Here is a 20,831-nt window from a genome sequence, read left to right as displayed (position 1 = left end):
CTCAAGGCCATGGCGGATGTCGGCGACCAGGACCAGGTACCTTCCTCGGACTCACCCACCACGCCGTTCAGGAAGGTCGTTCTGCCTGCTGAGGAGGAGTCGGAGACCCGGACGGTCACGGTTCCGCGGCTCCCGACCCCCAAACCGCAGCCCCAGCCCCGGCCGCAGCGACCCCGGCCGGAGCCCGAACAGCGCCCCCAGCCGCAACCCCAGCCCCAGCCTGAGCAGCGACAGCAGCCCGAGGTCCGGCCCGAGCCGCGCCCGCAACCCCGGCCCGCGCCGCGTCCGCAGCCCGCAAATCCGCAGCTCGCCGCGAACCCCCAGCCCGCCGCGAACCCCCGGCCCGCCCCGCCGCCGCCCCAGGCTGAGCCGCAGCCTCAGGCCGAGGCGCACCCGCACGTGCCGCCGGTCGCGCCGCCCAAGCGCGGCCTCGTCGCGCGGGTCGGCGACGTCCCGATCAAGGTCGTCTACCTGCTCGGCGCGATCGTCGCCACCGTGCTCGCCGTGATGCTGGTGTTCGTGATCTTCTCCGGCGACGTCCCGAAGACGGACGTGCCGGTCCAGCGCCAGGGCGCGGAGGTCGCGACGGTCCCCGGCCCGTCCGGCTCGCCCAAGCCGTCCTCGACCGCGGTCGCGCTGCCGGCCGCGCCGAGGAGCCTGGCCTACCCGGTCCAGTCCGGCACGCCGACCGTCGTCATCGGCACGATCTCCGACCTGGCCACCGGCATCAGCTATCCCAGGCTGGGCAGGCCGTGGACGGCCAAGTCGTTCGCGCCGTTCGCCATCGCCCAGCGGGTGGGCAAGGTGGCCGTCCCGCACACGGTGATCGCCTCGTCGATGCTGCCCGGCGACGCGCCCAAGACCAAGCCGAAGACGTCCGCCGACTACCGCGCCCTCGCCGTCAGGGGCGCCCGGTGGACGCTGCGCTCCCAGTACCCGGCCGGCGCCACGCTGAGGTGGACCGGGTCGCAGAAGGTCCCCGTCGGTCAGGGCTGGATGCTGGGCTACGAGGTCACGTACACGGTGAAGGGCAAGGCGCAGAAGTCCCGGGCCGTGATCTCGGTGCACGAGGTGGGCAAGACCAAGCCGGCGATGCTGTACGCGTCGATCCCGCAGAGCGGCAAGTCGTACTATCGCGACCTGAACACGCTCGTGACCAACGTACGGACCCTCTAGGACCGAAGCATCCTCTAGAATATGGTTCTGGCATACACCGGGCCTGGCTGGAGGATGTGCGATGGCGATCGGGTTGAGCGAGGAGCACGAGGCGCTCCGCGAGTCGGTGAGCGGCTGGGCCGAGCGGAACATCCCCGGCGAGCTGCTGCGGACCGCGGCGGAAGGGCGCCCCGCCTTCTGGGCCGGGCTGGCCGAGCAGGGCCTGCTGGGCCTGCACCTGCCCGAGGAGCACGGCGGCTCCGGGTACGACCTGCTGGAGGCGGCCGTGGCCGTCGAGGCGCTGGCCGAGCGCGTGGCGCCGGGGCCGTTCCTGCCGACCGTGCTGGCCAGTGCCGTGATCAACGCCTCCAAGCGGCCCGAGCGCCTGGAATCGCTCGCCGACGGCACCCTCACCGCCGCCGTCGCGCTGAGCGGCTCGCTGACCGGCGCGTACGACGACGAGGGCGGCCTGACCGTCTCCGGCACGGCCGAGCCCGTGCTCGGCGGCTCGCTGGCCGACGTGCTGGTGCTGCCGGTCGCCACGCCCGACGGCGAGGAGTGGGTGATCGTCGACGCCTCCTCGGCCACCGTCACCGAGCTGAAGTCCCTCGACCTGACCCGCCCGTCGGCCAAGGTCGAGCTGTCGGAGGTGGCGGTGCCGGCCCTGGGCGTCCTGGGCGGCGTCCAGAGCGCCGACGTGCGCAACATCGCCGCGATCCTGTTCGGCGCCGAGGCCGCGGGACTGGCCTCCTGGTGCGTGCGGGCCGCCGCCGACTACGCCAAGGTGCGGGTCCAGTTCGGCCGCCCGATCGGCCAGTTCCAGGGCATCAAGCACAAGCTGTCACGCATGCTCGTGGCGCTGGAGCAGGCCCGCGCCACCGTCTGGGACGCCTCCCGCGCCGACGGCAAGGAGCTGGAGTACGCGGCCGCGATCGCCGGCGTCATGGCCCCCGACGCGGCCGTGCAGTGCGCCAAGGACGCGATCCAGACGTTCGGCGGCATCGGCTACACCTACGAGCACGACGTCCACCTCTACTACCGCCGCGCGCTCACGCTGCGCGCGCTGCTCGGCCCGTCGGCCGAGTGGGCGGCGACCGTCACCGCGCTCGCCATGGACGGCGTCACGCGCGAGATGGAGATCGACCTGCCCGAGGACGCCGAGGAGCTGCGCGAGTCGATCCGCGCGGAGATCGCCTCGCTGAAGGAGCTGGAGGGCAAGGAGCAGAAGCGGGCGCTGGCCGGGCGCGGCTTCGTCATGCCGCACCTGCCCGCGCCGTGGGGCCGCGGCGCCAAGCCGCTGGAGCAGGTGCTGATCGCGCAGGAGCTGAAGGCCGCCCGGGTGAAGCTGCCGTCGATGATCATCGGCGCGTGGGTGGTGCCGTCCGTGGTCGCGTACGGCACGCCCGAGCAGCAGGAACGCTTCCTGCCCAAGACGCTCAGCGGCGAGATGATCTGGTGCCAGCTCTTCTCCGAGCCCGGCGCCGGGTCCGACCTGGCCTCGCTGCAGATGAAGGCCGAGAAGGTCGAGGGCGGCTGGAGGCTCAACGGCCAGAAGATCTGGACGTCGGTCGCGCACGTGGCCGAATGGGGCATCTGCATCGCCCGCAACTCTTCCGAGGGCTCCAAGCACGAGGGCATCACGTATTTCCTGGTCGACATGAAGGGGCCGGGGGTCACCGTCCGGCCGCTGACCGAGATGACCGGCGAGAACCTGTTCAACGAGGTGTTCCTGGACGACGTGTTCGTGCCGGACGACCTGGTCGTGGGCGAGGTCGGGCAGGGCTGGAAGGTCGCCCGCAACACGCTGTCGAACGAGCGGGTCTCGCTCTCCTCCGGCTCCGGCGGCACCGGGTCGTCGGTGTCGGACCTGCTCGGGCTCGCCGGGCGGCTCGGCCGTGAGCTGACCCCCGTCGAGGCGCACGAGGTCGCGCAGGTGATCTGCGAGGGGCACTCGATCAACGCGCTGTCGCTGCGGGTGACGCTCAAGCAGCTCGCCGGCGCCGAGCCTGGCGCGGACGCCTCCGTACGCAAGCTGCTGTCCACCTCGCACGCCCAGCACGTGTCGGAGACGGCGGTGTCGCTGCTGGGCTCGGCCGCGGTGGTGGCCGCCGACATGCGGCTCGGCGACGCGGGCTACTGGAACCGCGCGGTGCTGGCCACTCGGGCGATGACCATCTACGGGGGTACGACTGAGGTGCAGCTCAACATCATCGGGGAGCGCATGCTCGGCCTGCCTCGGGACCCCGAGCCGGGCAAGTGAGTGGCGGGGGCCGGGCTTCTCAGGGGGAACCCGGCCCCCCACGGGGCGCCGCCCGGGCCGTCATGAGACCGGCTGGAGCGGGCTCGGGGCGCCGTCGGCCGACGGGCGCGGCACGCCGATCCTGATCTCGCCCACGCACGCGTCCGGCCCGCCTTCGGTGCGGATCACCAGCTCCCTGCCGCCGCCCTCGACCGTGGCGAACGTCCAGCCGAACCCCTTGTCCGCCTGGACCGGAGCGGAGCGGCCGGCGCCGAGGCCGACCGACAGCCGGGTGACGGACGGGTTCAGGTAGCCGACCTGCGCGGTCCAGCCGCCCTCCGGCAGGCGGACCGGCAGCGGGAAGCGCACCTCACGCGCGCCCACCTTCGTGCAGCCGTCCCGCTGCGGGATCGTCAGCCCGTCGATGCCGACCGGGCGCAGCCGGCCCTGCGGGTCGAAGGTGAGCGGGTTGCGCAGCGGCCCGCTGAGCCGCCGGATCCAGGTCACCGGGTGCGGGGCGACCGGGCCGAGGACGCTGGAGTTCAGCGCGTAGTCGTGGAAGAAGATCGGGTAGACCACCTTGGCGGGCACGTGCGTGTCGAGGATGACCGCCTTCTCCGGCGCCCGCTGGAGCGCCAGCCGGCCGGTCTCGACGTAGCTCCTGACGTTCTCGCCGAGCGGCAGCCGGGCGTAGGCGGTGACCGACCAGACCGAGCCGGCCGTGAACGCGGCCGTCAGCGGGATCCAGGCGTGCCGCAGCGGCCGCAGCCGGGGCAGCCTGGCGCTCCGCCAGGGATGCTCCTCACCGGCGACGGGGATGAACGCGAGCCCGACGACGATGGCGGTGACCATGGCCGTGGAGGAGATGTACCGCAGCTCGAACCCGCTCAGATCCGGACCTAGCTCCTTGATCCGCCCGATCATGACGGGCACCACGTCGGCCAGCGCGAAGTAGCCGAGCAGCGTCAGCCACGCCACCCAGGCCCGCCGCCTGAACAGCAGCGACGCCGCCACCACGAGCACCGCGACGCCGAGCCCCGCCCAGACGAGCGCGGGCGGCGGCGCGGCGGTCGCGTAGTCCTCGCCGATCGGCTGCCACCGCAGGGGGCCGCCCAGCGAGGTGGGCACCAGTGAGCCCGACAGCAGCGTCCAGGCGAACCGCGCCGCGAGCCCCGCGCCGGGCAGCGAGGGCTGGGCCTCGTCGTCGGTGAGCTGCTCGGAGGTCAGCAGCTGCCGGAAGAAGACGGCCGCGTACGCCACCAGCAGCAGCGCGTACAGCGGCCAGGCGCGCCGGCGGCCCCGCCACCCGAGCCAGCCCAGGCTCAGCACGACGGCCAGCACCAGGATGAACGGCGCCTTGACGAAGAACGCCATCGCGAACAGCGTCCAGCCCGCCGCCGCCAGCGCGTGCCCGAAGCGCCCCGTGCGCGAGTAGAGGACGTGCGAGGCCAGCGCCATCGGCAGCGCGATCTGGTACGGCAGCGTCTCGATCACCACCGTCCACCACGACAGCGACGAGATCGTCATGGGGGTGAGGCAGTAGAACGCCAGCGGGACCAGGATCGCCGGCCGGGGGCCGAACAGCAGGCTCAGCAGGCGGAGCAACGCCAGGCTCGCCGCGCCCAGCAGCGCGATGGTGACGATGTGCGCCAGGACGTCGTTGTAGACGCCCAGCCGGCCCATGGCCCACTGGACGGCGAACGGCCCCGGCACCAGGTGGCCGTGGTCGACCCGCATGAGGTAGTCCCACGACAGGTTGTTGTCCAGCCCGCTGGCGATGAACATGAAGTCGTCCTGGCGGAAGTACGTCCGCCGGACGAGCCCGAACTTCCAGACGAGTTGCACGGCGATCATCACGAGCGCGGTGGCGATCACGGCGTCGCCGCCGCGCAGCCACTGACGGACCCCGGCCGTCGTCCCGTGAGTAACCACCCCGGCCCCCTGAGTAAGCACCCAGCCCCCCTCCCGTCCGGAAGAGTAACGAGTGGTGGGAATTACGGGGAATGGCCGTTGTGCGGTTGTGATGTCATAGCGGGATGCCGCACGCGACCCGGGTGGGACCCCAGGTGGGAGCACTGTCGGCCCTGGTCGGCCTCGTGCTCGGCTGCCTGGCGCTGGGACCCGCTCTGGGCTGGGGTTTTGTGCTGCACCAGGACATGGTGTTCGTGCCGGACCCGGCCTTCTCGCGGTTCACGTTCGGGCTCGCGGGCGGGGCGCCGCGCGTGGTGCCGAGCGACGCCGTGGTGACCGCGCTGTCCACCGTGATCCCGGCCCAGCTGGTGCAGAAGGCGATTTTGCTGGCGGTGTTCGCGCTGGGGTGCTCGGGCGCGGCGGGGCTGCTGCCGGAGGCGTCGGCGGGGGCCCGGCTGACGGCCGGGGCGTACTACGTGTGGAACCCGTACGTGGCCGAGCGGCTGCTGATGGGGCAGTGGGCGCTGCTGCTGGGGTACGCCGGGCTGCCGTGGGTGGTGCGGGCGATCGTCCTGCGCAAGGGCCTGGCCCCGGCGATGCTGCCGGCGGCCGTGGGCGGGTTCGCGGCGATGACGGTCACCGCCGTCACGGCGCTGCCCGTCGCGGGCAGGCGGCTGCGGGTGGCCGTGGCGCTGCTGGCGTTCAGCTCGCCTTGGCTGGTGGCGGCGCTGCTGCGGCCGGCCGGGCTGGAGGGGGACCCGGTGGGCGTGGACGCGTTCGCGGCCAGGGCGGACGGGCCGTTCGGCGCGGTGGGCAGCCTGCTGTCGCTCGGCGGGATCTGGAACGCGTACGCGGTGCCGCCCGGCTACGACACGCTGGCGGGGGCGGTGGCCCGGCTGGTGCTGGCGGTGGCCGGGATCGCCGGGTTCGCGCTGCTCAAGGACCGATGTCACGGACTGGCCGTGGCGGCGGTCCTGGGGTTCGGGATCGCGTGCGCGGGCGTGACCGAGCCGGGGCGCGAGGCGTTCAAGTGGCTGATCGGGGTGTGGGGCGGGTTCGCGGTCTTCCGCGACGCCCAGCAGTTCGTCGCGCCGCTGGCCCTGCTGGCGGCGGTGGGGTTCGGGGCGCTGGCGGAGCGGGCGGGGCGGTGGGCGGCCGTGATGGCGCTCGTGCCGCTGGCCGTGCTGCCGACCTTGGCGTGGGGCGCGGCGGGGACGCTGCGGGCGGTGGACTACCCGGAGAGCTGGAGCCAGGCCAGGGAGATCATCCGGCGGGATCCGGAGTCAGGAAACGTACTGGTTCTGCCGTTCGAGTCCTACCGCGTCTTCCCCTGGAACGGCGGGCGGGCGGTGCTCGACCCGGCCCAGCGCTACTTCGCCACGCCGGGCAGGGACGTGATCGCCGACGACTCCGTACGCGTCGGGACCATGGTCGTCGGGGCCGAGGACAGCCGGGTACGCGAGCTAGAACGCGTACTAGAAGGACCATCACCGAACCTGGCGGCAGCGGGTTTCCGGTACGTTGTGGTCGACGCGGGGACCCCGGTGGAGCGACGGCGGTTCGAGGAGTGGTTGTCCACAGCTAGGCTGCTCGTGGACACGGAAGAGCTGCGACTGTACCGGATCGATGCCCCGATTGCTGGGGGTTCGCCCAATTAGGTCCCCTGATCAGCGGGTTTATTAAGATTTCAGCAAGCTACTTCCCAGTAGCAAGAATTGGTTCTAGGTTTGGGACGCCCGCTCATTTGCCGCCCAGGAGGAACCCCCGTGCTAAAGATCCTCTTAGCAGCGATCATCGGCATCGCCGTCGCCGCGCTGGTCGCGACGGTCACAACCGTCTCCTTCACCGGGGCCACCGCGACGCCCGTCAACAGGCCGCTCTACAACTACGGCGACCGGTAGTCAGAGCCGTTATGCCGCCCTCCCGCCGAAGGGACGAGAGGACGAGCCGACCACCACTGCTCGAGATCGTCGTTCCCGCCTACAACGAGGAACGTCGGCTCCCGGGGGGGCTCCTGCAGCTGTGCGCGAAGCTTGCCCGCATGCCGTTCCCGACCGCCGTCATCGTCGTCGACAACAACAGCACGGACAGCACCGCCGAGATCGTCAGGACCTGGCCGCTGGGGGCGGTCCCGGTCCGGCTCGTCGAGTGCCCGGTGCCCGGCAAGGGCGCGGCCGTCCGTGCGGGGTTGCTCGCCACCACCGCCCCGTTCGTGGGCTTCTGCGACGCCGACATGGCCACCGACCTGAAGGCGATCGACGTCGCGTTCGGGCTGCTGCTGTCCGGTGAGCGTGTGGTCGTGGGCTCGCGGGCGCACGACTTCTCCCAGGTGGAGAACCGGCACAGCCGGGTGCGCGAGCTGGGCGCCGTCGGCTTCCGCGCGCTGGCCGGCGTCCTGGTGCGCGGGGTGCGCGACACGCAGTGCGGCTTCAAGTTCTTCGACGGCAGGCTCGCCCGCGAGGCCGTGGCGGGGCTGCGGACCTTCGGCTTCGCCTTCGACGTCGAGCTGCTGGCGCGCTGCGTCGCGCTGGGCGCGGTCGTGCTGGAGATCCCCGTCAACTGGCAGGACATGCCCGGATCGCGCTTCTCGCCGGCCAGGCACAGCGTGGGCATCCTGCTGGAGCTGGGCAGGATCTGGCTCAGGCTGCGCGGGGCGCCGCGGGCGGGCGTCTCTCCCCGATGGGAGCAGCCGCTCGATCCCGTCGGATATCCGTGAACATCGCCGTCGTCAACTGGCGTGATCCCTGGCATCCGCTGGCAGGCGGGGCCGAGACGTACGCCTGGGAGATGGCCCGGCGCTTCGCCGCGTCCGGCGACCAGGTGTGGTTCGTCACCGCGCGGGCGCCCGGCCAGCGCGGCCGGGAGAGCGTCGAGGGCGTGCGGCTGGTCAGGATGGGCGGGGCGTTCACCGTCTATCCGCTGGTGCTGGTCTGGCTCCTGCTCCGCCGAAGCGTGTTCGACGTGGTGCTCGACTGCCAGAACGGGATCCCGTTCTTCGCCCCGCTGGTGGTGCGCCGCCGTACCAAGGTCGTCTGCGTGGTGCACCACGTGCACGACCGCCAGTTCGAGATGCACCTGTCGCGGTGGCTGGCGGCGCTCGGGCGCTTCCTGGAGGGGCCCGCCTCGCGGTGGGCCTACCGGGGGTGCGACAGCGTGGCCGTGTCGCCCTCGACCGTGCGCGCCATGCGCGAGCGGCTCGGCTGGCTCGGGCCCATCCGGATCGTGCCCAACGGCGTGAGCGTCGCCCCGGTGGGGAACGTGCGGAAAAGTCCGGTGCCCCGGCTGGTCTACGTCGGCAGGCTGGTCGCGCACAAGCGGGTCCACCTGCTGTTGGACGCGGTGGAGCAGCTCAGGAAGCGGTGGCCGGACCTGGTCGTGGACGTGGTCGGCAGGGGGCCGGAGGAGGAGCGGCTGCGCGCGCGGCTGCCCGACGGCGTGATCATGCACGGCTGGCTGCCCGAGGAGGAGAAGGCGCGGCTGATCGCCGGCGCCTGGCTGCAGGTCAACGCCTCGCAGGGCGAGGGCTGGGGACTGTGCGTGCTGGAGGCCGCCGCGCTGGGTGTGCCGACCGTCGCCTACGACGTGGACGGGCTCAGGGACGCCGTACGGCACGGCGAGACCGGCTGGCTGCTCCCCGAGGGCATGGACCTCGCCAAGGGCATCACCGCCGCGCTCGACGAACAAGACAACACCTATAGCAAGAAATGTCGGGAATGGGCGGGGACGTTTTGCTGGGACCGGAGCGCGGAGCGGATGGCCGCCCTCGTACGTGGGCGGACCGTTCCGCCCGGCTGGGCGGAACGGTGAGCGCGCGGGCCCGGCACCGGCTCTGGCTCCTGCTCTGCTGCCTGGGCTTCGCCGTGCTGTCGTTCACCACCAAGCCCGGCAACGTTATCTCCGACACCAAGCTCGACCTGGCGCTCAACCCGATCGGCTGGCTGGAGCGCGCCGCCCACCTGTGGGACCTGCAGCACTTCGGGCAGCTCCAGAACCAGGTGGCCGGTTACCTGTTTCCGATGGGGCCGTTCTTCGCGCTCGGCGACCTGGTCAACCTCGCGCCCTGGGTGACCCAGCGGCTGTGGCTGACACTGCTGATGTGCGTCGCCTTCCTCGGCGTGGAGCGGCTGGCCAGGCAGCTCGGCCTCGGCACGCCGGGCACCAGGATCGTCGGCGCGCTCGCGTACGCGCTGGCCCCCCGCGCGCTGTCGATCATCGGCGAGATCTCGATCGAGTGGCTGCCCGCCGCGATGCTGCCGTGGATCCTCATCCCGCTGCTCACCGCGTCGGAGACCGGCCAGCGGGCCAGGGCGGCGGTCAGGTCCGGGCTGGCCGTGGCGCTGTGCGGCGGCGTCAACGCCGTCGCCGTGCTGGCCGTGCTCATCGCCCCCGCGCTCTACATCCTGACCCGGCCGCGGCCGGTGCCGCGCTGGCGGATGCTCGCCTGGTGGAGCGGCGCGGTCGGCGTGGCCACCCTGTTCTGGTGGCTGCCGCTGCTGCTCGTGGGCCGGTACGCGTTCTCGTTCCTGCCCTACACCGAGACGGCCGAGGTGACCACGCAGGTCACGTCGCTGACGAACGTGCTGCGCGGCACCTCCGACTGGGTGCGCTTCCTGACCGTCGGCGGCGTCCTGGAGCAGCCGGCGAGCTACGCGATCGCCACCTCGGCGTTCATGGTCGTGGTGACCGGGCTGCTGGCCGCGCTCGGCCTGGCCGGGCTGGCCCGCCGCGACCTGCCCGCCAAGGGCTTCCTGCTCGCGCTGTTCGTCGTGGGCACGGCGGCGCTGGTGGCGGGGCACATCAGCGCCCTCGAACCGGTCCTCGCCGAGCCTGTGCGCTGGCTGCTGGACGGGCCGCTGGCGCCGCTGCGCAACCTGCGCAAGTTCGACCCCCTCGTACGGTTGCCGCTCGCCTTCGGGCTGGCCCACCTCCTGGCCGGGGCCCGGCTGCCGCTGCGGTCCATCGCCGTGGCCGCCTTCGCCGGGCTCGTGCTGCCCGTCTTCAACCAGGGACTCGGCGCCCCCGGCGACTTCAAGGAGGTGCCGCTGTACTGGCGGCAGGCGGCGGCCTGGGTCAACGAGAACGCGGGCGACGACGGCGTGCTGGTGGTGCCCGGCGCCAAGTTCGGCGAGTACCTGTGGGGCAGGCCCATGGACGACCCCATGCAGCCGATGTTCAACGCCCGCTGGACCGCCCGCCAGGTCACCGCCGCCGGCTCGGTGGGCATGACCAGGCTGCTGGACGCCATCGACCAGCGGCTCACGGCCGGGCACGGCTCGGCGGGGCTGACCGAGGTGCTGCGCAGGATGGGCGTGCGCTACCTCGTCGTCAGGAACGACCTCCTGCGCGCCAACCTCCAGGGCGCCTGGCCGTCGCGCGTCTACCAGGCGCTGCGCGAGTCGCCGGGCATCTCGAAGGTGCGCTCGTTCGGCGGCGAGGTGGGCGACACCGCCACCGACGACGTGATCGAGTCGGTGGACTGGCCCTTCCCCGCGCTGGAGATCTACGAGGTGAGCGGGAGCGCCGAGCTGCTCAGCGTGCAAGCCGCGGCGGACGCCGTACAGGTGCGCGGGGCGCCCGACACGCTGCTCACGATGGGCGACCTCGGCCTGCTCGGCGACGGCCCGGTGCTGGTCAACGGCGACGCCGGCAAGCGCGAGGCCCCGGTGGTGGCCAGCGACGGGCTGCGGCTGCGCCAGCGTGAGTTCGGCGAGATCCGCTCGAACTGGACGCCCACCCTCACGGCCGACAGACGGGACGACTTCTCCGGCGTCCGGACGCTCGACCTGCTGGAGGACGGCTGGCTGCGCGACGCCGCCACGGCCGAGTACGACGGCATCTCCAGCATCACCGCCTCCTCCTCGGTCGCCGACGCCGGAGCGGTGCCCGGACTCAGCGCGACCGGCCGCGGGCCGTGGGCCGCCATGGACGGCGACTACGAGACCGGCTGGGAGAGCGGCGGCTGGCACCGGCCCCAGGGCGAGTGGCTGCGCGTGGACCTGCCGACCCGGCGGGTGATCCCGCGCTTCCAGGCGACGTTCACCAACAACGTGCTGCTCGGGCAGTCGGTCAAGCGCGTGGCCGTGGAGAGCGAGGGCGGCCGGGTCGAGCAGGACGTCCAGCAGACCAACAGCCCGCAGTGGCTGCGGGTGCCGCCCGGCGCCACGAGCTGGCTGCGGATCAAGGTGCTGAGCACGTACAACGCCCAGTGGAGCTTCGTGCAGCGGGTGGGCGTCACCGAGCTGGCGATCCCGGGGGTCATCCCCGGGCGCACGATCAGGCTGCCCGGCGAGGGCGGCGACGCCTTCGTCATGGACCGCGGGCTGGACGCCCGCTCCGGCTGCATGCGCAACCAGAGCCGCTGGATCTGCAACCCGCTGCTGCCCAGGCCGGGCGAGGAGGGCGCCGGGTTCGACCGGACGTTCACCGCCGGGTCCGAGGACGAGGTCGCCGTGCGCGGCACCGCCGTCCTGCGCGACGCCGACCTCGTGGACCGCTTCACCCGGCTGGGCGGCGACCTGACCGACGTCAAGGGATCCTCGCAGGTCAACAAGGACGCGGTGGTCGCGCCACGCTCGGCGTTCGACGGTGACGGCGCCACCACGTGGGTGCCCGCCGCGAGCGACCCCGAGCCCACGCTGACGCTCGGCTGGAAGGCGAAGCGGGTGCTCTCGCGGATCCAGGTCGCCCGCCCCGGTGGCGACAAGCAGCCGCTCGACATGGTCATGACCGGCGACAAGGGCGCCGTGCGCAGCGGCAGGGCAGACGCGGACGGCTTCGTGACGTTCAAGCCGCTCACCACCACCAAGCTCAAGATCCGCTTCTACCCCGCCTCCAGGCGGCTCCAGGTCACCGAGCTGGTGATCCCCGGCGTCCAGCCCGCCGCCAGGCCGGAGGGCGTGCCGTTCCGGCTGCCGTGCGGCCAGGGGCCGACCCTCCAGGTGAACGGGGCGACCGTCCAGACCAAGGTCACCGGCACCTACGCCGACCTGCTCGAACAGCGGCCGGTCGCGTTCAGCGGCTGCTCCCGCGCTGCCCTCCAGCAGGGCGACAACCGGGTCAGGGCGGCCGGCTGGGACCCGTTCGAGGTGGAGAACCTGGTGGTCGGCGGCCTGCCCGCCGGGCCGCCCGCCGTGGAGGGCGCGGCCGTCATGGGCTCGTGGACGGCCTCCAGGCGCGAGGCCAGGGTGAGCGCGCCCAAGGACGCCTTCCTCGTCGTCAACGAGAACTACAACGCCGGCTGGCGCGCCGAGTTCGACGGCCGGACGCTGCGCCCGGTGCGCGTCGACGGCTGGAAGCAGGCCTGGGAGCTGCCCGCCGGCACCTCGGGGACCGTGCGCATGGAGTACCTGCCCGACCGGCCCTACTGGCTCTCGCTCGCCATCGGCCTGGCCGGGATCGCCCTGCTCGCGCTGCTCTCCCTGGCGCTGCGCGGGCCGCGTCCCGAGCACGTCAGGGCGACCGCGCCCGCCGCCGAGTCGCGGCTGTCGCGCTGGCGGGTGCCGTACGTGATCGTGCTGGCCCTGGCGTTCGGCTTCTGGGTGGCGGACTGGCCCGGCATGGTCGCGGTCCTGGCCACCTCCGTGGTGGCGCTCCTGCTGCGCGTACGGCGGGCCACGGCCGTGCACTGGCTGGCCGGAGCGCTGTTCGGCGTCGCCACGGCGTCGCTGGCCACGGCGATGGCGCTGCGCGACCACGGCGTGGACGTGGACCTGCTGCTGGACCAGGTCCCGCAGCTCGTCGCCTGCGCCGCGATGGGCGTGCTGTTCGGCCAGCTCGTCACGGAGCCGGAGCCGCCGGCTCCGGAGCAGGAGCAGGAGGTGGCTGAGCCGGTGCTGACCGGCGTCCGTTGAGCCGCAGCGCGCTCTCCTCGACCAGGTGGTAGCTGGCCGCGCTGACCAGCAGCGACGCGATCAGCGTCAGCACGCCCACCTTGACGAAGTCGCCGGTGAACGGCTGGTCGCCGGTGATCTTGTAGTAGAGCGTGATGACCGGCGCGTGCCAGAGGAAGAAGCTGTAGGAGATGCGGCCCAGGTACGCGGTCACCGGGTTGCCCAGTACCCGGTGCCTGAGCGAGTCGTGCCTGGAGGCCAGCGCGAACGGCGCCACCACCAGGATCGCCACCGACGCCTCCAGCACCATCCGCCAGATCGACTGCGACAGCGTGGGCAGCGACAGCGTGCGCGGCCCGGCCAGCTCCGTGCTCAGCACCACGTACAGCAGCAGCGCCAGCACCAGCAGCTGCGGAGCCAGCGCGTCGATCACCTTGCTCTGCCCGATCCAGACCGACAGCACCGCCATGGCCATCCCGGCGCCGAAGAAGATCAGGTGGTGCGGCAGCCAGAGCGCGAGCTGCGGCTGGTCGGCCGCGTGCGAGACGACCACGCTGGCGAACGAGATCACCGGCAGCAAGGCGATGCCCGCCAGCAGCCTGACGGGACGGTTGCCGCCGCGCGCCCAGGCGTGCAACAGCCAGGCGAGCACCGGCAGCAGCAGGTAGAACGCCATCTCGATCGGCATCGTCCACATCTGGTAGAGGCCGTCGGGGGCGCGGGTCTGCTCGGTGTAGTTCTGCAGCAGGAGCAGCCACTTGGCCCAGCCGGTCCAGTCGAGCGAGCTCCACGCCCACAGGGCCACCGCGGTGACCAGCCAGTACGCGGGCATGACCCGGACGACCCGGCGCCACAGGTAGCGCCCCGGGCGGGGCCGGGGCGTGTCCTCGATGACCGCGCGCGCCCACGGGCGGTAGAGCAGCAGGCCCGACAGCAGGAAGAAGATCGGCACGGCGATGCCCAGCCGGGTGGTCATCCAGGCGAACATCCCGGGCCGGTACATGACGCCGGTGTTGCCGCCGACGTGCAGCACCCAGACGCCGAGCGCGGCCAGGGCGCGGATGCCGTCGAGCGCGGCGTCCCTGCCTTGCGCCCTCACGGTCGTTTCCGCAGGACCAGCACCAGATTCCACGTGACGAACTCCCTGACGATCGGCACCTTCAACGTCGGCCGCCACCACCAGGGCAGGTAGCGGGGCAGCGCGTCCACCAGGTCGGCCTCGCGCTGCGTCCTGGCCCAGCGCAGCCCGTCGGCCACCGAGACCGGATAGAGGCTCTGGCCGAACTGGTTCTTAGCTGGCTTACCGTGTTTTTCCTGATATTTCCGGGCGGCGCGGTGGCCGCCCAGGTAGTGCCACGGCGACGTCTCGTGCCCGCCCCAGGGCGAGAGCCAGTTCGTGTACGCGAGGAAGATCAGGCCGCCCGGCCGGGTGACCCGGGTCATCTCGGCGGCCATCCGCCACGGGTCTGGAACGTGTTCCAGCACATTGGACGAGAAGCACACGTCGAAGGACCCGTCGGCCAGCGGCAGGTCCAGGGCGCTGCCCACCACGCCGCCGTCCGGCGCGCCCTGCCCGGCCAGCTCGCCCGCGTCCACGTCGACGCACAGGCAGCGGGCGCCCTCGCGGCGGAACGCGTCGGCGAAGTAGCCGGGGCCGCCGCCCACGTCGAGCACGGTCCTGCCGTCCAGCGACACGTAGTGGCGGAGCTGCTGCAGCGTGTCGGCGGCCAGTGTCGTGTAATAGTCGGCCGGGGTCGCCTGCTCGGACCTGAACGCGCGGAAGAGGCGGACGGACCTGGCCAGATCGGCGCGCATTCTCGCGGCTCCAGGGGTGTCGAGGGGGCTCCCGCGATCCCGGCGGGGTCCCACAATAGAACGTGTTCCGTCGGCACGGTAACATCCCCGGTTGACCGGTTCGCCGGTGAGAACCTGTTCCGATTTGTTATGCGGATGTAGCTGCGACGATCTGTCGGCGAATGCTACTTTCCAGTAGCGATCATGTTGCGTGTGTCACACCCGCGACCTGATGTTCGGGGTGTTCGCGATGTAACCGGTTCTCGTCAATTCCTCGACCGCCAGGAGGACCCAGAATGCGACGCACATCCGTACTCGTTCTCGTAGCCGTCGGCGCATTCCTGGTGGTGTTGGCGGGCATGGTCCGGTTCTGGGCCGCGGACAAGATCATATCCGCGCCCGCCGCCCAGTACAGCGTCACCCGGCTGGAGGCCCCCGGCGCCCAGTACTTCTCCGTCGCCGACGGCAAGGTCCTGACGGCCAACCTCAGCATGCTCGTCACCACGCGCGGCGACGTGAAGGAGGCCACGGACAGCCGGGTCGTGTGGGACGAGTTCACCGTCGTGGACGACGACACCAACAACAAGCCGCAGATCAGCCTGTCCGAGCGGCGCAGCGCCTTCGACCGGCACACCGGCGTCGGCCTCAACTGCTGCGGCGTCTCGGTGAACAAGGAGCCGGTGAAGCTGGAGGGGCAGATCTACCTGTTCCCGTTCGGCGTGGAGAAGAAGACGTACAAGGTCTTCAACCAGACGGCCAAGAAGGCCGTGGACGCCAAGTTCCTGGCCGAGGACAACGTCAACGGGCTGCCCGTCTACAAGTTCCAGTCGACCATCCCCGCCACCAAGATCGCCACGCTGACCGCTCCCGGCTCGATGTTCGGCGTCACGCAGACGGGCGACATCCAGCTCGACCGCTGGTACGAGGGCACCGACACCTTCTGGATCGAGCCGACCAGCGGCGCCCCGGTCAAGCAGGAGGTCAAGCGGAACGAGACGCTCAAGACGCAGGACGGCGTCGAGCGCGCCAAGGCCCTGGTCGCGACCGCCTCGTTCACCCCGCAGACGGTGACGAACACGGTCCGCACCGCGACCGACGCCAAGAACCAGATCACGCTGGTCAAGACGACGATCCCGATCGTGCTCGTGGTGCTGGGCGTGGTCGCGCTGGCGCTCGCCGTCATCCTGGGCCGCCGCCGCGAGACCGAGTAGTCCCGAGCTTTTCGAGGGCGCCTCCGCCGGTCGGCGGGGGCGCTTGTCGTATATGGCCGCTTTTGGTCTTTTCCGGCCGACCGACTAAAAGTTCTAGTACTAGAACGCGTTGCAGTTTCTTTGTGGCGAGTCGTATTGTCACCACATGCGGACCCGTGTCACGGACATGTTCGGAATTGATCTCCCCATCTTCGCCTTCAGCCACTGCCGGGACGTCGTCGCCGCCGTCAGCCGGGCCGGGGGCATGGGCGTTCTCGGGGCGCTGTACTTCTCCCCCGAAGAGCTCGAGATGGAGCTCAAGTGGATCGACGACCACATCGACGGCCACCCCTACGGCGTGGACGTCGTCATGCCGGCCTCCTACGAGGGCGCCGACTTCGCGGCCGACGAGCTGGTGGGCCGCCTGCAGGGGATGATCCCCGAGGGCCACCGGAAGTTCGTCGAGAACCTCCTGGCCGAGCACGGCGTGCCGGCCCTGTCCTCGGACGCCGACCCCGGCAAGGTGCTGCTCGGCTGGACCGACGCCACCGCCCGCCCCCAGGTCGAGGTGGCGCTGCGGCACCCCATCGCGCTCCTGGCCAACGCGCTCGGCCCGCCGCCCGCCGACGTGGTCGAGCTGGCCCACACGCACGGCGTCAAGGTCGCCGCGCTCGCCTCCACGCCGCGCCACGCGCTCAAGCAGGTCGAGGTGGGCGTGGACGTCGTGGTCGCGCAGGGCACCGAAGCCGGCGGCCACACCGGCGAGATCTCCACCATGGTGCTGATCCCGCAGGTGGTCGACGCGGTGGACGTGCCCGTGCTGGCCGCGGGCGGCATCGGCAACGGCCGCCAGATGGCCGCCGGCATGGCGCTGGGCGCCGAGGGCGTCTGGACCGGCTCCCTCTGGCTCACTGTCGAGGAGGCCGACACTCCCGAGATGGCCAAGAAGCGCATCCTGGAGGCCACCTCCCGCGACACCGTCCGCTCCCGGAGCTGGACCGGCAAGCCGGCCCGCCTGCTCAGGAACGAGTGGACGGAGGCCTGGGAGTCGGCGGAGTCGCCGGGGACGCTGCCGATGCCGCTGCAGTACATGCTGGTCTCGGAGGCCCTGCGCCGCATCGGCCGCTCGGACGCCGCCGAGCTGGCCACGTTCCCGGCGGGGCAGATCATCGGCATCACCAACTCGGTGCGCTCGACGCGCGACGTCATGTACTCGCTGGTGGAGGAGTACTCCGAGGCCCTGGAACGCCTCAGCCGCCTGGCGGACGACTGACCGTCATACGGGAACGACGCTCACCAGGCTTTCCAGCCCCACGAAATCATCGGTGTTGCGGGTGTAGAGCGGCAGTCCCCGGCTCGACGCGACGGCGGCGATCATCAGATCCATCCGTCGCGGCCGGGGGTCCCGCTTCGCATGGATCGTCAGCGCGACAAGCGTGCCGTAGCGGGCAGCAGCGTCCGCGTCGAAGGGCAGCGGCTCGAAATCGACGGCGGCGGCGCCCAGTTTCTCCATGCGGGCGGACCGGATCGCCTCGTTCTTCGCCATCGCCACGCCTTGATGCAGCTCCGCGAGCGTGACGGCGGTGATTTCCGGGAAGTCCGGCAGAGCTTCGGGAGACAGTTGGTCCAGGTCGATGTAGACGCAAGTGTCGATCACCCCAGAAGAGTGGCGCTCAGGCACGGCGCCGCTCCCAGGGGTCGTCATCGATGCGCTCCTCGGTGCCGAAGTGCTCGTCGGCCTCTCCGCGCATCTCCTCGTAGTCGACGCGAGGCAAGTTGCGATGCCTTGCTACCAGTTCCGCCGCGCTCAAGCGCCGCCTGCGCGGCAGCGGCCGCAGCTCCGCCACCTCGACGCCGTTGCGGGTGATGTGGAACACCTCACCGGCCTCGACTTCGTCCATGACAGCAGCCGAGTTGTTGCGGAACTCCCGCTGAGTGATGACCTTCATCATGACTTCACTGTAGCTCCGTGTAGCCCGGTGTGCTACACGCTTATTCCCCGCGGTAGGTGGCCGGGCGCTTCTCCTTGAAGGCGCGGGTGCCCTCGCGGGCGTCCTGGGAGCCGATGACGGGCCAGCCCAGCTCGTCGGAGACCTTCAGCGCCTCCGGCTCCGGCATGCCCAGCGTGTCCCGGTACGTGCGCAGGATCGCCTGCACCGCCAGCGGCCCAGAGGCGGCGATGTCGTCGGCGATCTCGCGGGCCACGGTCAGTGCCTGGCCGTCGGGGACGACGCGGTTGACCAGCCCCATCGACAGGGCCTCGGCGGCGGTGATGGAGCGGCCGGTGAGCAGCAGGTCCATGGCGTGGCAGTACGGGATCTGCCGGGGCAGGCGGACCGCGCTGCCGCCCATGGGGAACAGCGCGCGTTTGGCCTCGAAGAGCCCGAGTGTGGACGACTCCGCCACGACCCGCAGATCCGTGCCGACCAGCAGCTCGGTGCCGCCCGCCACCGCGTACCCCTCGATCGCCGAGACGATCGGCTTGGTGGGCAGGTCCTCGCGGAGCAGGCCCTTCCAGTGGAAGTTCGGGATCTGCGCCGCGCGGGCCTGGACGTCGGGGTCGGTGGAGGGCTGGCCCATGGCCTTGAGGTCGGCCCCGGCGCAGAAGGTGCCCTCGGCGCCGGTCAGGACGGCGACCCGTACGTCCGTCTCGGCCGACACGTACGCCCAGGCGGAGGCGAGCCCGATCAGCATGTCGGAGGAGAGCGCGTTGCGGGCCTCCGGCCGGTTCATGGTGACGACGACGACGTGGCCGTCGCGTTCGATCCGGCAGTGGGGGGTGCTGATCGGCAGGAGCTCCACGGACGCCTCCAGGTAACAAATCAAGCGCTTGTTAGGCGACGATCCTACCCTGCCGCCGGCGGACCGGCGAAGATGACCCCAGGGGTGCCGACCCAAGCGCTTGCTCCAACAAGGTCGCCGGGATACGCTGCCCAGGCAAAACGAGAACAGGTTCTCGTTTGGCGCCTCGAACCACCTGAAGAGGAGCTTCGATGGGCACGCTCGGTTTCTGGAGGCTGGCGCAGGCGGATCCCGAGTGGATCGCCGCGGTCGACCCCGACGGTACGGAGCACCGCGCGGGCGATCTGCTCGCCCGCTCCAACCGGCTGGTGCACGGCTTACGCGACGAACTCGGTCTGCGGCCCGGCGACGGCCTCTGCGGCCTGGTGCCGAACGGCGCGGACGGGCTCGTCCTCTACCTGGCCGCGCTGCAGGCGGGCTGGTACTACACGCCGATCAACTGGCACCTGACCGGCCCCGAGATCGCCTACATCGTGGCCGACAGCGAGGCCAAGGCGCTCTTCGTGCACCCCCGCTACGCGACCGAGGGGACGCGGGGCGCCGAGGCCATAGCGCCCGAGCGGCGCTTCTTCGTGCACGGGCCCATCGACGGCTTCCGGGACGCCGCCGAGCTGACCGACGGTCAGCCTGACACCGCGCCCGAGAACCGCACGGCGGGGATAACCATGCACTACACGTCGGGCACGACCGGCAAGCCCAAGGGCGTCAAGCGCCCGCTGAGCGGCATGGACCCCGACGACGGCGCCGAGCTGATGACGTTCCTGCTGAGCCTGTTCGGCATCACGCCGGGCCGCCCGAACGCGCACCTGGTCACCTCGCCGAACTACCACACCGCCGTCACGCAGTTCGGCGGCACCGCCCTGCACATGGGCCACACCCTCGTCTACATGGACAAGTGGGACGCCGAGGAACTGCTCCGGCTCTGCGAGAAGCACGGCATCACCAACTCCCACATGGTGCCCACCCACTTCAAGCGCCTGCTCGCGCTGCCCGAGGAGACCCGCCACAAGTACGACCTCTCCTCGCTCAAGTGGATGATCCACGCCGCCGCCCCCTGCCCGGTGCCGGTGAAGTGGGCGATGTTCGAGTGGTGGGGCGACTGCGTGTACGAGTACTACGCGGCCACCGAGGGCGGCGGCACCCTGGCCACGCCCGAGGGCTGGAAGGCGCACCCCGGCACGGTCGGCTCCGCCTGGCCGATCAGCGAGCTGCTGATCGTGGACGACGAGGGCGAACCCGTACCGGTCCGCACGCCCGGGACGATCTACATGAAGATGCTCGGCTCGGGCTTCGAGTACAAGGGCGACCCCGCCAAGACCGCCGCGAACCGGCTCAAGGAGTTCTTCACCGTAGGCGACATCGGTTACCTGGACGAGGAGGGCTTCCTCTTCCTGTGCGACCGCAAGGCCGACATGATCATCTCGGGCGGCGCGAACATCTACCCGGCCGAGATCGAGAACGAGATCATGATCCACCCCAAGGTCGCGGACGTGGCCGTGTTCGGCATCCCGGACGAGGACTGGGGCGAGCAGATCAAGGCCATCGTGGAGCCCGCCCAGAACGCCGAGCCCGGCCCGGAGCTGGCGGCCGAGATCCTGGCCTCCCTGGAGGGCCGCCTGTCGCGGATGAAGTGGCCGAAGTCCATCGACTTCATCGCCGAGATGCCCCGCGAGCCCAACGGCAAGCTGCTCAAACGCAAACTCCGCGCACCATTCTGGGAGGGACACGACCGTGCCATCTGAACCGCTGGTGGCTGAGCACGTACTGGAGTTCCCCGGCGGCTACACCCGCACGACCGGGCCCGTGATCGGGCGCTTCCTGACCGAGCTGCGGGCCGGGCGGATCGTCGGCGTCCGCACCGCCGAGGGCAAGGTGCTGGTGCCGCCGCTGGAGTACGACCCGGCCAGCGGC

At 71.4% G+C, this 20,831-nt stretch carries 16 protein-coding genes and 1 pseudogene; 11 read left to right on the top strand and 6 right to left on the bottom strand.

Annotation, left to right across the window (positions count from 1 at the left end; genetic code table 11):
- Window positions 1–9 precede the first annotated feature (9 nt).
- Together KME77_RS19885 and KME77_RS19880 are read left to right on the top strand one after the other, a co-directional pair.
- Complete coding sequence (locus tag KME77_RS19885) at window positions 10–1,176, top strand: hypothetical protein (protein ID WP_219469937.1); 1,167 nt, start codon at window positions 10–12, stop codon at window positions 1,174–1,176.
- Window positions 1,177–1,237: 61 nt separating this feature from the next.
- Entirely contained in the window at window positions 1,238–3,415 is a 2,178-nt protein-coding gene (locus tag KME77_RS19880; RefSeq protein WP_219469935.1) for an acyl-CoA dehydrogenase family protein, read from the top strand.
- Window positions 3,416–3,475: 60 nt separating this feature from the next.
- On the opposite strand, the gene KME77_RS19875 is transcribed toward KME77_RS19880, so the two are convergent.
- On the bottom strand, window positions 3,476–5,326 hold the full coding sequence (locus tag KME77_RS19875) for a DUF2339 domain-containing protein (protein WP_219469932.1): 1,851 nt from the start codon (window positions 5,324–5,326) through the stop codon (window positions 3,476–3,478).
- Between the two features lie 134 nt (window positions 5,327–5,460).
- On the opposite strand from KME77_RS19875, the gene KME77_RS19870 reads away from it, so the two are divergent.
- The 5 genes from KME77_RS19870 (at window position 5,461) to KME77_RS19855 (ending at window position 13,155) form a co-directional block, all read left to right on the top strand.
- A complete protein-coding gene (locus KME77_RS19870; protein ID WP_219469925.1) occupies window positions 5,461–6,963 on the top strand; it encodes an MmpA family trehalose lipid delivery protein in 1,503 nt (500 codons plus the stop codon).
- Window positions 6,964–7,071: 108 nt separating this feature from the next.
- Window positions 7,072–7,206, top strand: a complete 135-nt coding sequence (locus KME77_RS29965) for a hypothetical protein (protein WP_281424200.1) — start codon at window positions 7,072–7,074, stop codon at window positions 7,204–7,206.
- An 11-nt stretch (window positions 7,207–7,217) separates the two neighbouring features.
- Entirely contained in the window at window positions 7,218–8,021 is an 804-nt protein-coding gene (locus KME77_RS19865; RefSeq protein WP_219469923.1) for a glycosyltransferase, read from the top strand.
- On the top strand, window positions 8,018–9,112 hold the full coding sequence (locus KME77_RS19860) for a glycosyltransferase family 4 protein (RefSeq protein ID WP_219469920.1): 1,095 nt from the start codon (window positions 8,018–8,020) through the stop codon (window positions 9,110–9,112). The genes KME77_RS19865 and KME77_RS19860 overlap by 4 nt, the downstream gene beginning before the upstream one ends.
- On the top strand, window positions 9,109–13,155 hold the full coding sequence (locus tag KME77_RS19855) for an alpha-(1->3)-arabinofuranosyltransferase domain-containing protein (RefSeq protein ID WP_219469917.1): 4,047 nt from the start codon (window positions 9,109–9,111) through the stop codon (window positions 13,153–13,155). Before KME77_RS19860 ends, KME77_RS19855 begins: the two co-directional genes overlap by 4 nt.
- Here KME77_RS19855 and KME77_RS19850 read toward each other — a convergent pair.
- Window positions 13,082–14,233, bottom strand: a complete 1,152-nt coding sequence (locus KME77_RS19850) for an acyltransferase family protein (protein WP_219469914.1) — start codon at window positions 14,231–14,233, stop codon at window positions 13,082–13,084. The genes KME77_RS19855 and KME77_RS19850 overlap by 74 nt on opposite strands.
- Window positions 14,230–14,949 (bottom strand): class I SAM-dependent methyltransferase, encoded by a 720-nt coding sequence (locus tag KME77_RS19845; protein ID WP_219469910.1) that lies wholly within the window; start codon window positions 14,947–14,949, stop codon window positions 14,230–14,232. Before KME77_RS19845 ends, KME77_RS19850 begins: the two co-directional genes overlap by 4 nt.
- A 275-nt stretch (window positions 14,950–15,224) precedes the next feature.
- On the opposite strand from KME77_RS19845, the gene pgfA reads away from it, so the two are divergent.
- Both pgfA and KME77_RS19835 read left to right on the top strand, forming a co-directional pair.
- On the top strand, window positions 15,225–16,139 hold the full coding sequence (pgfA, locus tag KME77_RS19840; RefSeq protein WP_219469905.1) for a cell envelope lipid trafficking protein PgfA: 915 nt from the start codon (window positions 15,225–15,227) through the stop codon (window positions 16,137–16,139).
- 145 nt (window positions 16,140–16,284) lie between these two features.
- Window positions 16,285–17,391, top strand: a complete 1,107-nt coding sequence (locus tag KME77_RS19835) for an NAD(P)H-dependent flavin oxidoreductase (protein ID WP_219469902.1) — start codon at window positions 16,285–16,287, stop codon at window positions 17,389–17,391.
- Window positions 17,392–17,394: 3 nt separating this feature from the next.
- Here the strand turns inward: KME77_RS19835 and KME77_RS19830 are convergent, their stop codons facing one another.
- The 3 genes from KME77_RS19830 to KME77_RS19820 are packed head-to-tail and all read right to left on the bottom strand — an operon-like array spanning window position 17,395 to window position 18,920.
- Entirely contained in the window at window positions 17,395–17,775 is a 381-nt protein-coding gene (locus KME77_RS19830; RefSeq protein WP_308250786.1) for a type II toxin-antitoxin system VapC family toxin, read from the bottom strand.
- 16 nt (window positions 17,776–17,791) lie between these two features.
- Window positions 17,792–18,070, bottom strand: coding sequence for a type II toxin-antitoxin system Phd/YefM family antitoxin (locus KME77_RS19825; RefSeq protein ID WP_246610249.1), 279 nt, complete (start codon window positions 18,068–18,070; stop codon window positions 17,792–17,794).
- A gap of 40 nt (window positions 18,071–18,110) precedes the next feature.
- Entirely contained in the window at window positions 18,111–18,920 is an 810-nt protein-coding gene (locus tag KME77_RS19820; RefSeq protein WP_219469896.1) for a crotonase/enoyl-CoA hydratase family protein, read from the bottom strand.
- Window positions 18,921–19,111: 191 nt separating this feature from the next.
- Here KME77_RS19820 and KME77_RS19815 point away from each other — a divergent pair, with 191 nt between their 5' ends.
- Together KME77_RS19815 and KME77_RS19810 are read left to right on the top strand one after the other, a co-directional pair.
- A complete protein-coding gene (locus KME77_RS19815) occupies window positions 19,112–20,662 on the top strand; it encodes an acyl-CoA synthetase (protein ID WP_219469893.1) in 1,551 nt (516 codons plus the stop codon).
- Window positions 20,652–20,831 (top strand): annotated as a pseudogene (locus tag KME77_RS19810) (DNA-binding protein); the annotation flags it as partial. The gene KME77_RS19815 and the pseudogene KME77_RS19810, both read left to right, overlap by 11 nt.

The sequence above is a fragment of the Nonomuraea rhizosphaerae genome (assembly GCF_019396405.1).
In the GTDB taxonomy this organism is placed as follows: domain Bacteria; phylum Actinomycetota; class Actinomycetes; order Streptosporangiales; family Streptosporangiaceae; genus Nonomuraea; species Nonomuraea rhizosphaerae.
This window is presented reverse-complemented; position numbering and strand designations above follow the sequence as displayed.